Here is a 16,442-nt window from a genome sequence, read left to right as displayed (position 1 = left end):
TCATTGCAATTTAAGCGAATCGAGATGCAGGGTTTCAAGTCTTTTGCGGACCCGGTCTGCATTGAACTGAATGATGGAATCACCTGTATCGTCGGCCCGAACGGCAGCGGAAAGAGCAACATCAGCGATGCCCTTCGATGGGTGTTGGGAGAGCAGAGCCCGAAGCAGCTTCGAGGCAACAAGATGGATGAGGTTATTTTTGCCGGAACCACCAGCCGGAAGCCGAAGGGGATGGCGGAGGTATCTCTGGTTGTCGACAACTCTTCCGGAATGCTGCCGGTTGACTATAACGAGGTGGCGGTAACGCGGAGGATGTACCGCTCCGGAGAGAGCGAATATCTGATTAACGGAAACAACTGCCGCCTGAAGGATGTAAGGGAACTGTTCATGGACACCGGAATCGGAGTTGACGGATATTCTATTATCGGTCAAGGTAAGATTCAGGAGATTGTCAGCACCAAGCCGGAGAACCGACGGGAGATTTTCGAAGAGGCGGCGGGAATCGTTTCCTACAAAACCCGCAAGCAGGATGCGGAGCGGAAGCTGGTGTCTGCATCGGACAATCTGGAACGTGTCCGCGATATCATTTCGGAAATTGAAGACCGCATCGGCGGCCTTAAGGAGGATTCCGAGAAAGCTCAGGAATATATCCGGCTCCGAGATCGGTATAAGGTGCTGGCGGTGAATATCATCCTGCACAGCATCGGAAACCTGGAACGCAATGTAGAAAGCGGAAAGACCGAACTGGAGGAACTGACGCGGGAATACAATGAATTGCTGGAGCAAAAATCAGCGCTTGACCGTCAGGTGGAAGAATGCCGTATTCGGGACGCAGAGCTCAGCCGGCAGTACGAGGAGTGTAATCGGCAGCTGCGAGAGAAGACGGAAGAACTGAACCTGATTACCAATCGGGGACAGATTAACTCCGAACGGCTGAACAATATTGAAACCAATTTAAATCGCCTTCAGGAAATTATTTCCGACACGACGGAGAAACTGGACGATTTAAAGAAAAAGCGGCAGTCCATGGAAAAGGATGCCGACGAGCTGGAGCAAACCGAAAGAGAATATCGCCGGGAGCTTCAGGATGCGGTGGTGCGCTTGAACGAGCGAACCAAGAAAACCGGAATTCTCCGGGAGCGCATCGAACAGAACCGGGAATCCGCGATGGATATGGGAAATAAGAACGTATCCAGGCAGGCGGAAATCAACACATTAAAGAATTATCAGAAGACCCTGCGAGACCGTCTGGAGCAGATTTCGTCGGAGAGTGAAGGACGGGAAGAGCAACTTCAGCAGAACCGGGCACGCCTGGAGGAGATGGAGACTGCTTTTACGGAAAAAGTAGAGGAGCAGGAAAATCTTCGCCGTACGGTGGAATCCCACACGGAGGAGATTCACCGCTATGAGGAGAAAATCGCGGCAGCGTCCAAGAGGCTGGAAGAAATTCTGCTTCAGGTGAATCGTCGGACGGCGCGGCGGAATACCATCGAAGAGATGGAAAATAACTACGAAGGATACAACAACGCGGTTCGAGCGGTGATGCAGAAGAACCTTCGGGGCGTGATTGGGACGGTGTCCGAGCTGATGTCGGTGCCGGACGGATATGAGCTGGCGATTGAAACCGCATTGGGCGGTGCCATGCAGAACATCGTGTGCGAGGACGACCGCTCCGCAAAACAGGCCGTGGAATGGCTGAAGTCCACTCGGGCGGGAAGAGCCACATTCCTCCCAATTGCGTCGATTCACAGCCGTCCGATATCGCCGGGAGCGGCGGAGCACATGGATGGATATCTAGGCATTGCCGCGGAAATGATTGATTTTGAGCCGGCGTATCGGGATATTTACGGATACTTGCTGGGCCGGGTAATCCTTGCCGACAACATGGACTGTGCCGTGGCGATTTCAAAGCGAGCGCCGGGCGGTTTTCGAATCGTGACCCTGGAAGGAGAAGTTATTTCCTCCAGCGGTGCCATTACCGGCGGAAGATATCGGAATAAATCCGCCAATCTTCTGGAGCGAAAGAAGGAAATTGCTGCACTGGACCGGGAAATTGAATCTCTTCACGCATCTCAGAAGAAGGGAAAAGCCTTCCGGGAGGAATGCGTTCACTCCCGGGATGCGGCGAGGGAAGAGCGAAAGAAGCTGACGCAGCGGCTTCAAGAACTGGAAGTCCAGCTCAACGTATTAAAGAGCGAGAAGGATCACGCCGAATCCTTGGTAAAAGAAAGCGATACCGCGACCTCCCGCTATTCCGAGGAACTGGAGAATATACAGGATGATTTGAAGCGGGCGGAGGACATGATTCTTCGTTACAAGAATCAGATTGACGAAGCGGAAAAAGAAATTCTACGCATGGAAGATGAGTCGGAACAGCTGAGTGCAGATGTGGAACGGTACTCTTCGGATTCCGAAGAGTGTCAGGAACAGGTGGTTTCCTACAAGGTTCGGCTCGGTGAACAGGAACAGAAGATTCTGGCCATGAACGAGACCATTGAGCGAATCATCGACGACATTACCGAACAAGAAGATGCGTTGAATTCCGCCGAAGAAGAGTACGAAGAGCAGAACCGACAGCGACTGCTGCTCACCACTTCCGGAGCGGAGTCCGACGAAAAGGAAACCGCTCTGAAAGCGGAAAAGAAAGCGCTGGAAGACCGAGAGGTTCAGCTGACCGCAGATATGGATCGGAATAGGTTGGATCAGGAGCGCAGAATCGAGAATCAGAAATCCATATCCCGAAATGTCACAGACATGCAGGATCGGAAATATAAGCTGGAAATTAAGAATGCGAAGAACGAGACACTGCTTTCTTCTCAGAAGGATAAGCTGTGGGATGAATTCGAGATGTCCTACGCGGAGGCTCTGGAACTGCGTTCCGAGGATTTTGCCATCACTTCCGGCAACAAAGAAGCCCGGGAGATTCGGCTGCGTATGGCGGAGCTGGGCGACGTCAACATTTCTGCAATTGAAGAGTACCGAAATGTGAGCCGTCGATATGAATTCATGACCACCCAGGAATCGGATCTGACCAAGGCCATGGATGAACTGCAGGGCATTATCCGGAGCATGGACCGAACCATTCGGGAACGGTTCAAGGATAATTTCGAACGAATCGAAACGAATTTTGAGAGCACCTTCCGAGAGCTTTTCGGCGGCGGTCATGCGGAACTCAGTTTGGAGGATGAACAGAATCCGTTGGATTCCGGAATCGATATCATCGCGCAGCCGCCGGGGAAATCGTTAAAGAACATCAACCTGATGTCCGGTGGAGAGAAAACCATGACCGCCATTGCACTGATGTTCGCGGTACTGAAGACGAAACCGACGCCGTTCTGCATTCTGGACGAGGTGGAAGCGGCATTGGACGAAGCGAATATTGAGCGCTTCTCGGATTATTTAAAGAATTTCCATGAAATTCAGTTTGCAATTATCACCCACCAAAAGGTGACGATGGAACATGCGGATGTGCTATATGGTGTAACGATGCCGGAACAGGGCATTTCCCGGATGCTGTCTCTCAAATTGGAGGATGCGCGGGAATTGGATCTGGACTAACCGGAACAGTGAGGAACAAAAATGGGTATTTTTAAAGAAAAATCAACCTTTGCGAAATTTAGAGAGAAGATTACCAACGTAATCGTGGGCAACCCGAATCTGGATGAGGATTTTCTGGATGAGCTGGAAGAATCCCTAATCATTTCGGATATCGGAATTGATACCACCGAGAAGATTATGGAACAGCTCCGGGAACGGGTGAACGCCCGCTACATTACGAAACCGGAGGAAGTGCAGAAAGCGTTGGAAAGCGTTATCGCGGATCTGGTGGATAAGGGGGAACGAAATCAGCTGTGTAAGGAAAACCCGCTGATTATCCTGATGATTGGCATCAACGGCGGCGGAAAGACCACATCCATCGGAAAAATTGCCAACCTGTGCCAAAAATCCGGCCGGTCTGTCATGCTGGCGGCGGCGGATACCTTCCGTGCGGCGGCGGCGGAACAGCTGCAGCAGTGGGGCGAGCGAATCGGCGTGAGAGTTATTCGTCACGAAGAGGGCACGGACCCATCGGCGGTAATCTACGACTCGATTCAGGCCGCAAAGGCAGCGGGAACGGACGTGCTGATCTGCGATACGGCGGGCCGTCTTCAGAATAAAAAGAACCTGATGAAGGAATTGGAGAAGATGAACCGAATCATCGACCGGGAATATCCGGAAGCGCACCGAGAGACGTTGCTGGTGCTGGACTCCACCACCGGTAAGAACGCGGTGAGTCAGGCGCAGGAGTTCTCGGAAATTGCGGAGATTACCGGGTTGGTTTTGACCAAACTGGATGGAACGGCCCGGGGCGGAATCGCCATCACGGTGACGGATCAATTCGATATTCCGATTAAGTATATTGGCGTTGGCGAAGGTATTGATGATCTGTTGGAATTCGATCCAACACAATTTGCGGAGGAGATATTCGATGAGTAAACCAATTCTAGCGGTCGTAGGACGGCCGAATGTAGGAAAATCCACATTTTTCAACCGTATTATCGGAGAACGAAAGGCCATTGTGGAGGACGTGCCGGGCGTTACCCGGGACCGGATCTATGCGGAGACGGAATGGAACGGACGAGAGTTCGCCATCATCGATACCGGCGGTATCGAGGCCAGCACGGACGATCCGATTCTCTCCCAGATGAGAGACCAGGCGGTGGTTGCCATGGATATGGCGGACCTGATTCTGTTCATGGTGGACGGAAAAGAAGGCCTCACCACGGCGGACATCGAGGTAGGGGCAATCCTGCGCCGTACCGGAAAGAAAGTTATTCTCGTGGTGAATAAGATTGACAATCCGTCCAAGATGCCGGATACCATCTACGATTTTTATGAGCTGGGTCTGGGCGAGCCGATTCCGATCAGTTCGGCGAATATGCTGAACATCGGTGACCTGCTGGATGAAATCGTGTCCGGTTTCCCGGACAAAGATTACGAGGCAGACGAGGAGAACATCAAGCTGGCCATCATCGGAAAACCAAACGTGGGCAAATCCTCTTTGGTGAACGCACTGACTAAAGAAAACCGTGTGATCGTATCTCCAATCGCCGGCACCACCCGAGACTCCATCGATACTCCGTTCAGTTTTGAGGGAAATGATTTTACCCTGATTGACACGGCGGGACTTCGGAGACGAAGCAAGGTGTACGACTCCATCGAGAAATTCAGCGTCATCCGCGCCATCGCGGCCATTGAGCGCTGCGATATCTGCATCCTGATGATCGATGCCATGGAGGGCATTACGGAGCAGGACAAAAAAATCGCAGGTATTGCCCACGAGGCCGGCAAGGGCATGATGATCGTCATCAATAAATGGGATCTGGTAGAGAAGGAAACCAACACCATGCGGGACTACGAGCGAAAGGTTCGTGCCGAACTGCTGTTCGCTTCCTACGCACCGATTCTGTTCACCTCGGTTCTTCAGGGGCGCCGAATCTACGATATTCTTCGAAAAGCGGCTGCTATTCAGGAAATCCGCATGAGAAGAATCACCACCGGCAAGCTGAACAACCTGATTGAAGATGCGGTGATGATGCGTCAGCCGCCGTCGGACAAGGGCAAGAGACTGAAGATTTATTATGCGGCACAGATTGGGGTTGCGCCGCCACTGTTCTCCTTCAATATCAACTCCAGAGAATTGATGCATTTTTCCTATGCTCGTTATCTGGAAAACAGACTGAGAGAAGCCTATGATTTCGAAGGAACATCGGTGAAATTTGTGTATAACGAGAAAAAAGGAGACAATTAAGGATGCCGTTTCAATTTAAAATCATTATTGTTGCGATAGTATCGTATTTTCTGGGAAATATCTCCCCGGCCATCTTGGTGGGTCGGCTTCACGGAATCGATATCCGGAAAGAGGGCAGCGGAAACGCGGGAACCACCAACGTGCTTCGGGTGCTGGGGGTGAAAGCGGCAGTGGCAACTCTCGCCATTGATGTGTTGAAGGGATACGTTGCGGTGCGCATCGGTTTGAATTACGGAGATATCGGTGCCATGATTGCATTCATCTGCGTAGTGTACGGTCATATTTTTCCGGCTCTATATAAATTCAAGGGCGGAAAAGGGGTGGCCACATCCCTGGGTGCGGCACTGGCTCTGGATTGGCCCAGCGCCTTTGCACTGATTCTGATTGCGATTGCGGTAACCGCACTGAGCCGGAAGATGTCCCTGGGGTCCATCACGGCGGCGGTATCCTATCCGTTCTTAATTGAATACTATTACTCGTCGGTGCTTCCGATGGCCATCGTATTGGCGGTTACGGTAATCGTAATGCACCGCTCCAATATTCAGCGCCTGATTCGCCGGGAGGAACCGTCTCTCAGCTTCGGCGGTAAAAACAAAAAGGAAGATGCGGAGACAACCGAGTCAAAAGCGGAAGCCTCGGAGGTATCGGGTGCTTTCGAAAAAGCGGAGGAACCGATCCCACAGCCGGTTGTTTTCGAAAACAGCTGCGAAGGAAAGTTGGAAGCGGTTCCGGAGGAGAATCCGGAAGAAGAAAATCCGGAAGACGAGGCTTTGGAAGCTCCGGAAGAACCGATGGATTACTTCAGTGATGTAACGATTCCGAAGATGCGGGAAAGCGACCGGAAGCGGATTGCGGTAATCGGCGAAACGCCTTCGGCCCTGGCCCTGGCCAACCGGCTTCTGTATCAGGCACACAACGTGGTGTTCTACGTTCGGAATAAAGAAGAAATGCATCACCTGACGGATACCCGTCATTCGGATTTACTGCCGGACATCCTGTTGTGCAAACGACTTCGTTTTACGGCAAACGCGAAAACGGCGGTCCACAACCGCAGCTGTATCATAATGGATCCGGCGGACGAAGCGGCATGGAAGAAATGCGTGAAGCTGATGGGGAAAACCGAGCAGACCGTTGTCCTGGTGCTGGGCGACGCAGGGGAGGAACTTCCGGAAGAACTGCGGGCCCATCGAATCGTATACCTGGAGAAGCCTGAAACCGTGAATACCTTGACCCACAACGAGGATGTGACCGTGAATGCCCGGTCCAAGGACAAAGATGCGCTGAAGACCGTGGAAGAAATGCTGCGGGATGAGACATTTAGAATTAAAACGATAGAAGAGGAATGAGTCTTTTGAGCAAGAATTATCATATTATTACCTATGGCTGTCAGATGAACGAGCACGATTCGGAGAATATCGCCGGAATGCTGGAAGCGCTGGATTACAGCCATACCCCGAATCCGGAAGAAGCGGATGTTGTGGTGATGAACACCTGCAGCGTTCGGGAACATGCGGACAAGCGTTTCTTCGGAATGCTGGGACAATTCAAGAAACAGAAGAAAAATAACCCGGACTTTATCATTTGCATTTGCGGATGCATGCCGCAGCAGCCGCATATCGTGGAGGAAATTCGGAAGAGCTTCGGCTGGGTGGACATCGTGTTCGGTACCCAGACCATTGCGGAATTCCCGAACCTGCTGATGGAGCGGATTCGCACCGGAAAGAAGCAGTTCTCCATCATCGCCAACAATGAAGAGATTCCGGAAGAAAAGGAATCGAAGCGGGAATTCAAACACAAGGCACTGGTGAATATTACCTATGGATGCAATAATTTCTGCACCTACTGCATCGTTCCGTACACCCGCGGACGGGAGAAGAGCCGGTCCCTTCGGGCGGTGAAGCAAGAAATCATCAACCTGGTGAACGACAGCGTGAAGGAAGTGATGCTGCTGGGACAGAACGTGAACTCCTTCCGAGATGCGGACGGAAACAACTTTGCGACACTGATTCGTGCTTTGGATGAAGTGGAGGGACTGGAGCGGATTCGCTTCATGACGTCCCATCCGAAGGACCTTTCCGATGAGCTGATTGCCTGCTTCGGAGACTGCAAGAAGCTGTGTCATAACATCCATCTCCCGGTTCAGTCCGGCAGCGATGAGGTGCTGAGACGCATGAATCGACACTACAATCGGCAGCGATACATGGAAATCGTGGAAAAGCTTCGGGCAACCTGTCCGGACCTTTCCATCTCTACGGACATCATCGTGGGATTCCCGGGGGAGACGGAAGAAGATTTTCTGGATACGCTGAGCCTGGTGCGGGAAGTGGAGTACGACTCCGCCTTTACTTTTATCTACTCCCCGAGAGTGGGTACTCCTGCGGCGAAATACGACGAGCAGATTCCGGAGAACATCAAGCACGAGCGCTTTGACCGATTGGTCGAGGAAGTGAATCGATGCTCGGCGAAAAAGAATTCCGAATACCTGGGAAAAATTGTTGCCGTTATGGTGGACGGTCCCAGCAAGAACGATGCCGGCGCATGGTCCGGCCGGACCGACACCTTTAAGCTGGTGAACTTCACATCGGAAGAACCGTTGACGGAAGGACAGATGGTTTCGGTTCGCATCACGAAGACGAAGACATTTAGTCTGGACGGAGAGAAGGTGGACGCATGAAAAATCGCATGAAACAACTGGGCATTCTGCTGGTCATCCTGCTGATGGTGAACATCGCTCAGAACGGTCTGACCAATCCGAAGACCTATTTCCTCAATATGCTGATTGCTCTGCCGGGAATCGTCATCGGCCTGTCTTTCCATGAGTTCGGTCACGCATTTGTGTCCGATCGCCTGGGTGATCCGACACCGAGAGCGCGGGGAAGGGTAACGCTGAATCCGCTGGCGCACTTCGATCCGATAGGATTCCTGGCGCTGATGTTCTGTGGATTCGGATGGGGCATCCCGGTGGAAGTCAATTCGAGATACTATAAGCATCCGAGAAGGGATGAGCTGCTGGTATCTTTGGCCGGGGTGGTAATGAATCTAATCGTCGCCATCGTATTCAGCTTCATCGTTCACTTCGTGTACATCAACGTACCGTACGCTAAGCTGTCCGACGGAACTCTTATGGGAACGCTGTTCAACATCCTCTTGCAGGTGGTTATCGTCAATGTGGTATTGATGGTATTCAACCTGATTCCGGTTCCGCCGCTGGATGGATTCGGCATAATTACGGAAATTTTTAATCTGCGGGAAAAGAGCTTCTACTATACGCTGTACAACTACGGCTTCCCGATTCTCATGATTCTGCTGATCGTGGGCGTGGTGGATAAGATTCTTAATCCGATGGTAAACGGCGTCTACGCACTCTTGCTGCAGTATATTATTTTATAAAATTAGAATTTCACAGAATCTTCACAAGAATTGTTAGCACTCGACACAGTCGAGTGCTAAATTTTTATTGTAAGAAAAAGGGCAACCAATCAATCAAGGATTGTTCACATAAATGAAAACTAAATTCACGGAGGTGAAGTGGAATGAAAATTGAAAAGTATACGCAGAAGATGCAGTCGGCAGTGATGGATGCACAGAACCTGGCCATGTCCTACGGCAACCAGGCCATCGAAGTGGAGCATCTGCACTACGCCATCGTCAGCGATCCGGACGGCTTAATTGCAAAGCTTCTGGAAGCGATGAACGTCAACGTCTCTTCATATAAGGAGGATCTGAAACAAAGTCTGGAGAAACTGCCAAAGGTCAGCGGCGGCGAGGTATATCTTTCGACGAAGCTGAACAAGGTGCTGATGAATGCGGAGAGCATCGCATCCGAATTTAAAGATGAATACGTAAGCGTGGAACACGCCTATCTGGCCATTCTCCGGTCCGGCGACAATGAGACGGAACAGCTGATGCGTCGATACGGCATCCACAAGGATGAGTTTCTGAAGGCACTTACCATGGTTCGAGGAAACCAACGGGTAACCAATCAGAATCCGGAGGACAGCTACGATGCCCTCAATAAGTACGGTATCGATCTGGTAGAATCCGCTCGAAAGGGAAAGCTGGATCCGGTGATCGGAAGAGACAAAGAAATCCGTCGGACCATCGAAATCCTGTCCAGACGGACCAAAAATAACCCGGTACTGATTGGTGAACCGGGTGTAGGCAAAACCGCCGTTGTTGAGGGATTGGCACAGCGAATCGTAAACGGAGATGTTCCGGAGAACCTGAAGGACAAGACCATCTTCTCCCTGGATATGGGATCTCTGATTGCCGGTGCGAAATACCGGGGTGAATTCGAGGAACGGCTGAAGGCGGTTCTGAATGAAATTGACAAGTCCGATGGCAAGATTATCCTGTTCATCGATGAAATTCATAACATTGTAGGTGCCGGAAAAACGGAAGGTTCCATGGATGCCGGAAACCTGCTGAAGCCAAAGCTGGCTCGAGGCGAGCTTCACTGCATCGGCGCCACCACTTTGGATGAGTACCGGAAGTACATCGAGAAGGATGCGGCATTGGAGCGCCGTTTCCAGAAGGTAATGGTGGATGAGCCGAGCGTTGAGGATACCATTTCTATTCTGCGTGGTTTGAAGGAAAAGTTTGAAATCCACCATGGCGTTCGAATTCAGGATAATGCACTGATTGCCTGTGCCACCCTGTCCAACCGGTACATCAGTGATCGGTTCCTTCCGGATAAGGCCATCGATCTGATGGATGAAGCAGCGGCACGAATCCGGACCGAAATCGATAGCATGCCGGCGGAACTGGATACCATTTCCCGTAAAATCATGCAGCTGGAAATTGAGAAGCAGGCTTTGTTGAAAGAAGAAGATAAGGGCAGCAAGACTCGACTGGAAACGATTGAAAAGGAACTGGCCGACTTGCAGTCAGACAACAACGAGCTGCGGGCAAAATGGGAAAATGAAAAGCAGGGGATTCAGAATCTGAAAGCAAAGAAACAGGAACTGGAAGAACTGCGTCACGAAATTGAAACCGCAGAACGGAGTTACGACCTGGAGAAACTGGCCAAACTGAAATACGGCGACCTTCCGAAGCTGGAGAAGGAAATCGATGCGCTGAAGGAAAAGGTCAATAAGGACCAGGAACACAAGCTCCTGAAAGAAGAAGTAGGAGAAGAAGAGATTCGGGAGGTTATTTCCGACTGGACCGGAATTCCGGCTTCCCGTCTGGCAGAGACGGAAAGAGAGAAACTCCTGCACTTGAAAGACATTCTTCATCGACGGGTCATCGGCCAGGACGAAGGCATCAATGCGGTTACCGAAGCCATTCTTCGGGCAAGAGCCGGTTTAAAGAATGAAAACCGTCCAATCGGTTCCTTTATTTTCCTGGGGCCGACAGGTGTTGGTAAGACGGAGCTGGCAAAAACACTTTGCGAAACCCTGTTCGATACCGAAAAGAACCTGATTCGAATCGATATGTCGGAGTACATGGAGAAGCATTCTGTGTCCCGTCTGGTAGGAGCGCCTCCGGGGTATGTTGGTTATGAAGAAGGCGGACAGCTGACGGAAGCGGTACGGAGAAAACCGTACAGTGTTATCCTGTTCGATGAGATTGAGAAGGCACATCCGGATGTATTCAACCTGCTGCTGCAGCTGCTGGACGATGGCCGGCTGACGGACAACCAGGGCCGGACCGTGGACTTTAAGAACACGGTTATTATCATGACATCCAACCTGCCGCAGGAGCAGCTTCACAGCTTCTTCCGGCCGGAATTCTTGAACCGAATCGATGATATCGTGGTCTTCCACTCACTGACTCAGGATGAAATTGAGAAGATTGTGGGCTTGACCATGAAGTCTCTGGAAAAGAGATTGGCCGACCGGGATATGAAGGTGGAAATGACACCGGAAGCTACCCATCTGATTGCGATGGAATCCTACGACGAAGTCTACGGCGCTCGTCCGGTCAAGAGATACATCCAGAAGCACGTTGAAAACGAGATTGCAGAACTGATTATCCGAGGCGACCTGACAGAGGGTCACACCGTTCGGGTGGACGAAGCAAATAGTAAATTGAATTTTTCTGTTCAATAGTCTATAATGAAATGGATAATGTAAACTGAAATAGGGGAGACATCTCCTATTTCAGTTTTTGTAGTTTAATTTAAGACACAAGGTGGTTTAATAATTTGAGTAAAAATAAAAGCAATTCCTTTGCCAAAAACGTACTGATGCTGATGGTGGCACAGCTGGTCATCAAGCTTCTGGGCTTAGTGTACCGACTGGCCATTACCAATATTCACGGGTTCGGCGATCTGGGAAACGGTTACTATTCGGCCGGATATCAGGTATACGCCGTTCTGTTGGTACTGTCCTCCCAGGGAATTCCGGGCGCGGTCTCCAAGCTGGTATCGGAGCGAACGGCTCTGGGCGAATACAACAATGCTCATCGGGTGTTCAAGATTTCATTGGTGGTATTCGGTGCCATCGGATTGGCGTGTTCCTTGCTCCTGTACTTCGGAGCGGATGTCATTGCCGGGAATATCATGCACGTGCCGCCGGTAGCCTATGTGCTGCGGGTGTTGGCACCGGCTATTTTCTTCGTCTGCGTATCCGCCGTTATCCGGGGATATTTTGCGGGCTTGGGTACCATGGGGGCCAGCAGCATTTCTCAGTCCTTGGAACAGTTCTTCAACTGCGTGCTGACCATCCTGTTCGTCTATGCCACAATCGGCAGGGATGCGTACATCATGGCGGCGGCAGGGAATGTATCCACCACGCTGGCGGTGCTGATTTCCTTCTCCTACTTGATTCACTATTATCGAAAATATATCGGGGAATACCGGATGAAATCCGACGATGCGGTGAAGACCGACCGGAAGAGCAACAGGCGCATGGCGAAGCTGATTTTCTGGACGGCGATTCCGCTGACCATCGGATCCGTCATTTCCGTCGTAACTGCTTTTATCGATACGGTAACCGTGAGCAACTGCATTCAGATTGCGTTTAAGGGAATTCTGGGCAGCAAGCAAGCTTTGGAGGAAGAGGCGATGCGGGCGACGGGAATTCTGTCCAAGGTGGACACCCTGACGAATTTGCCGCTGGCGGTGAACCTGTCCTTCTATTCGGCGCTGATTCCGGAAATCACTTCGCTGCTGACGAAGAAGGATTACAGACAGGCGGCGGAGAAGATTTCCATGTCCGTCACCGTCTCCATGCTGATCATCATTCCGTGTGCGGTGGGCTTTACGGTGCTGGCGGATCCGATTCTCCGGCTGCTGTATCCCAATGCGCCGGACGGGGCACTGGTGTTCCAGCTTTCTGCGGTGACCATGATTCTGGTGGCGGTAAATCACACGCTGCAGGGATCGTTGTTCGGTCTGGGACGGATGTATACGCCGGCGGTGGCGCTGCTCACCGGGGCGGTGGTGAAGATCGTTCTGAATTTGATTTTAATCAGCAATCCGAAAATCGGCATGTACGGAGCACCGATCAGTTCCTTTGTCTGCCAGCTGATTGCTTTTATCATCATATACGTTACGCTGAAGAAGTCCATCACCATTCGCATGAACAAAAGAAAGTGCATTGCGGTGCCGGTGATTTCCGGCGGCGTGATGGGTGCGGTGATTCTGATTGCGTACCGTCTGCTCAGCGGTGTGCTTGGAAATGCCGTCACCACGCTGCTGTGCATCCTGTTGGGTGCGATTATCTATGCTTGGATGATTCTGGTACTGAAGATGTTCACCAAGGACGAGCTGATGGATATTCCGATGGGCGGAAAAATATATGCTGTTGCACATAAACTGGGAATTTATAAGGAGTAAAGCATGAAACGAATCTGGTTTACAATTGTTCTATGGGGGTCGAAGTTCGGCCTGTTCCTGTGCCGGCTTCTGGGAAAGAACGGAACCTATATTGCCGGAGCTTTTGCACTGAAGCTGCAGAAGGACTTCATTACCCATTTCACCCATGTGGATCCGGAGCGGACCCTGTTCATCACCGGAACCAATGGAAAATCCACCACCAATAACCTGATTGTGCACGCACTTCGGGCATCCGGAAAGAAGGTAACCACCAACTTGGAGGGCGCCAATCTGATTACCGGCGTGGCTACCGCCATGATTCGGGATTCTTCCATGCTGGGTCGTGTGAACGGGGATTACCTGATCTTCGAAACCGACGAGCGGTATTTGGCGCAAATCTATGAGCAGCTCCCGGCGAAGAACCTGTGTGTGACCAACATTCAGAAAGACCAGGTTCAGCGAAACGGAGAGCCGGATTTCATCTACAAGAAAATCGCCAAAGTGGTGAACAAGGATATGAGAATCTTCGTGAATAACGAAGAGCCGAGAGCACTTTCCCTGGAGGACTATGCGGGGGAAGTTCGGACTTATAGCGTGGAACGCCACAGTAAGTCCTTTGAGAAAAACGGTTTCTACGATGTGACCATGGGCTGCCCGAAATGCAACAACAAGATTGCTTTTAACTATTACAACGTGGATAATGTGGGGGAATTCCGATGCACTTCCTGCGGGTTCCACAGCCGGATTCAGCCGGACGTTCAGGTGACGGATGTGGACTTCGAGAACCGCACCTTCCGCTGCGACGGCGTTTCCGTTCACATGCCGTACGACCAGCCGTTCTTCCTGTATAATTACGCGCTGGCCATTGCGGTTTGCAAAATGTTCGGTGTGGGTGCGGAATCGGTAAGCAAATCCTTCGAGTCCTTCCGAAACATCGCCGGAAGACTGGAACTGATTCCGTACAAGACCAAGGAAATCAAATACATTCGAATCAAGCAGGAGAACCCGGAAACCCTGACCACCGCTTTTGATTTCATTTCTCAGGATAAGGAACGGAAGATTTTCCTCATCGGACTGGAGCAGCTGGAAGACTTCCAGCCGTTCTACACCAACACCTTCTACGCCTTTGACTGCGATGTGGAATCCTTGCTCCATTCCAATATCGAGCACTGCATCAGCTTCTCCGAAGCGGTGGCATACGATACGGCCAATCGGCTGATCTACGGCGGATTCCCGGAAGACCGGATCACCGTCATCCCTTCGGATGAAAACGATGATATTTTTGCGGAACTGGATAAGTACGATTGCGACAACGTATATCTGATTACGTGGCTTCATAAATATGAGCAGATGATGGAGGATTTACCGAAGTATGAATAAGTTGAACATTACATGGTGCTGGCCGGACATCCTGAACCTCCACGGAGATCGGGGCAATGTGATGGCGCTGGTACGAATTGCCGAGAAAATGGGGCTGGAAGCGGAAGTGCACAAAGTGGTGAACTTCGGCGATGAAATCGATTTGGACAATACGGACATATTGCTGCTGAACCCGGGAGAATTCAAATCCTGTGAGTACATCGTTAACGCTTTTTCACGGATAAAAGAAGATTTGGACGACTACATCTACCGGGGAGGCGTGATTCTTGCGGTGGGAACCACCGGTGCGTCTTTCGGTAAGACCATTCGCAAGCTGGACGGAACTGCCGTCACCGGCCTGGGATACCTGGATATGGAATGCCGGGAACGGGACAGTATCGTGGGAGATGACCTGATCTGCAAGATGCGGGAGACGGGCTTCGATTTGAACGGAAGCCAGATTCAGGTGATGGATACCTTCCTGAACGGCGATATTGCGCTGGGAGATGTGGAATACGGATACGGTAACTGCAGCTACGAAGACCGGAGAGAGGGGGCTCGTACCGAAAACCTGATTTTTACCAATATGTTGGGACCGGTTCTGGTGAAAAATCCGTGGCTGGCACAGGAATTGATTCTTTGGGCCATGAGCAGCAAAGGCGTTATGAATCTTCCGAAGCCGGACGAAGGGGAGTTTGAACTGGAAAGAAAATCTCTGGAATGCGTTCGCCGCTACAATCAGACGAAACAGAATAAATAAGGAAACGGGCTGGGGATTGTGAACCCGGCCCGTTTGGATGGTGTTTTTATTCGATTAGAAGAATTTGCTCATGCGGCGGAGTTTGGAATGATCCATGTGAACCTGCATGGCTTCCCGGCCTTCATCCGGATTTTTGGTTTCAAAAGCACTGAAAATCGCCCGGTGTTCTGCCAATATAGTGTTCAGATAGTCATCGGAGAATGATTTTGGCGGTGCGGAATGCTTCAGATACGTCTGGTAGGTGTGCAGCGTCTGATAGAGCATCCGGTTCTGGGTGCCGTTATAGATGATGTCGTGGAACTGAGAGTTAAAGCTCAACACTTTTTCTACATCTCCCTTCATGGTGTAGAATTCCATGAATTCGATATTCTCTCTCAGCTTGTCGACGCCTTCCTCATCCATGCGCTGGATGGCCCATTCTACGGCTTTCATCTCAAACTGTGCCCGAAGATCGAAAAGATCGGAGATATCCCTGCGGCTTAGGCCGATGGCGAAAGCGCCTCGATGCGGAATATTCTCAATCAGACCGTCAGCTTCCAACTGACGAAGCGCCTCGCGAACCGGTGTGCGGCTGACATCATACTGCTTGCAAATTCGCTGCTCGGTTAATTTCTCTCCGGATTTAATCTTTCCGGAAAGGATATCTTTCTGAATCGCGGTGAAAAGCGTGTTCGAAAGAGGCTGGCTGATTTCTTCGGTTTTCTTATCCATATTTAACCCCCTTGTAATACTTTGGTCTCTATGTATACAATTATATAATCTGTGTACGA

At 51.0% G+C, this 16,442-nt stretch carries 11 protein-coding genes; 10 read left to right on the top strand and 1 reads right to left on the bottom strand.

Translation table 11 applies throughout. From position 1 onward, the window contains the following. The first annotated feature begins 3 nt into the window (after positions 1 to 3). The 10 genes from smc (at position 4) to PUE40_RS06490 (ending at position 15,672) form a co-directional block, all read left to right on the top strand. Positions 4 to 3,558, top strand: coding sequence for a chromosome segregation protein SMC (smc, locus tag PUE40_RS06535; RefSeq protein WP_277672261.1), 3,555 nt, complete (start codon positions 4 to 6; stop codon positions 3,556 to 3,558). Positions 3,559 to 3,579: 21 nt separating this feature from the next. Then, entirely contained in the window at positions 3,580 to 4,476 is an 897-nt protein-coding gene (ftsY, locus tag PUE40_RS06530; protein ID WP_154553643.1) for a signal recognition particle-docking protein FtsY, read from the top strand. Beyond that, the gene (gene der / locus PUE40_RS06525) at positions 4,469 to 5,791 is read left to right on the top strand and encodes a ribosome biogenesis GTPase Der (protein ID WP_154553642.1); all 1,323 of its coding nucleotides are present in this window, start codon (positions 4,469 to 4,471) and stop codon (positions 5,789 to 5,791) included. The genes ftsY and der overlap by 8 nt, the downstream gene beginning before the upstream one ends. A gap of 2 nt (positions 5,792 to 5,793) precedes the next feature. Then, positions 5,794 to 7,137 (top strand): glycerol-3-phosphate 1-O-acyltransferase PlsY, encoded by a 1,344-nt coding sequence (gene plsY / locus PUE40_RS06520; protein WP_277672260.1) that lies wholly within the window; start codon positions 5,794 to 5,796, stop codon positions 7,135 to 7,137. 5 nt (positions 7,138 to 7,142) lie between these two features. Further along, positions 7,143 to 8,465, top strand: coding sequence for a tRNA (N6-isopentenyl adenosine(37)-C2)-methylthiotransferase MiaB (miaB, locus tag PUE40_RS06515; RefSeq protein WP_330681547.1), 1,323 nt, complete (start codon positions 7,143 to 7,145; stop codon positions 8,463 to 8,465). Further along, positions 8,462 to 9,181: a site-2 protease family protein gene (locus PUE40_RS06510; protein WP_277672258.1), complete on the top strand. Its 720-nt coding sequence runs from the start codon at positions 8,462 to 8,464 to the stop codon at positions 9,179 to 9,181. Before miaB ends, PUE40_RS06510 begins: the two co-directional genes overlap by 4 nt. A gap of 143 nt (positions 9,182 to 9,324) precedes the next feature. Continuing rightward, positions 9,325 to 11,844, top strand: a complete 2,520-nt coding sequence (clpB, locus tag PUE40_RS06505; RefSeq protein WP_277672257.1) for an ATP-dependent chaperone ClpB — start codon at positions 9,325 to 9,327, stop codon at positions 11,842 to 11,844. 95 nt (positions 11,845 to 11,939) lie between these two features. Beyond that, the gene (locus PUE40_RS06500; protein ID WP_277672256.1) at positions 11,940 to 13,574 is read left to right on the top strand and encodes a putative polysaccharide biosynthesis protein; all 1,635 of its coding nucleotides are present in this window, start codon (positions 11,940 to 11,942) and stop codon (positions 13,572 to 13,574) included. Positions 13,575 to 13,577: 3 nt separating this feature from the next. Continuing rightward, positions 13,578 to 14,933, top strand: a complete 1,356-nt coding sequence (locus tag PUE40_RS06495; protein ID WP_154553636.1) for a MurT ligase domain-containing protein — start codon at positions 13,578 to 13,580, stop codon at positions 14,931 to 14,933. Next, the gene (locus PUE40_RS06490) at positions 14,926 to 15,672 is read left to right on the top strand and encodes a hypothetical protein (protein ID WP_277672255.1); all 747 of its coding nucleotides are present in this window, start codon (positions 14,926 to 14,928) and stop codon (positions 15,670 to 15,672) included. The genes PUE40_RS06495 and PUE40_RS06490 overlap by 8 nt, the downstream gene beginning before the upstream one ends. Before the next feature lie 54 nt (positions 15,673 to 15,726). Here the strand turns inward: PUE40_RS06490 and PUE40_RS06485 are convergent, their stop codons facing one another. Then, positions 15,727 to 16,383, bottom strand: a complete 657-nt coding sequence (locus PUE40_RS06485) for a GntR family transcriptional regulator (protein ID WP_154553634.1) — start codon at positions 16,381 to 16,383, stop codon at positions 15,727 to 15,729. Positions 16,384 to 16,442 lie beyond the last annotated feature (59 nt).

It is taken from the genome of Mogibacterium kristiansenii, assembly GCF_029224645.1.
Lineage (GTDB): Bacteria > Bacillota > Clostridia > Peptostreptococcales > Anaerovoracaceae > Mogibacterium_A > Mogibacterium_A kristiansenii.
This window is presented reverse-complemented; position numbering and strand designations above follow the sequence as displayed.

Bases quoted from the DNA above. Each gene is read 5' to 3' on its own strand.
- PUE40_RS06495 (WP_154553636.1), top strand. From the start codon at position 13,578: ATGAAACGAATCTGGTTTACAATTGTTCTATGGGGGTCGAAGTTCGGC.
- clpB (WP_277672257.1), top strand. From the start codon at position 9,325: ATGAAAATTGAAAAGTATACGCAGAAGATGCAGTCGGCAGTGATGGAT.
- PUE40_RS06490 (WP_277672255.1), top strand. From the start codon at position 14,926: ATGAATAAGTTGAACATTACATGGTGCTGGCCGGACATCCTGAACCTC.
- ftsY (WP_154553643.1), top strand. From the start codon at position 3,580: ATGGGTATTTTTAAAGAAAAATCAACCTTTGCGAAATTTAGAGAGAAG.
- PUE40_RS06510 (WP_277672258.1), top strand. From the start codon at position 8,462: ATGAAAAATCGCATGAAACAACTGGGCATTCTGCTGGTCATCCTGCTG.
- der (WP_154553642.1), top strand. From the start codon at position 4,469: ATGAGTAAACCAATTCTAGCGGTCGTAGGACGGCCGAATGTAGGAAAA.
- plsY (WP_277672260.1), top strand. From the start codon at position 5,794: ATGCCGTTTCAATTTAAAATCATTATTGTTGCGATAGTATCGTATTTT.
- PUE40_RS06485 (WP_154553634.1), bottom strand. From the start codon at position 16,383: ATGGATAAGAAAACCGAAGAAATCAGCCAGCCTCTTTCGAACACGCTT.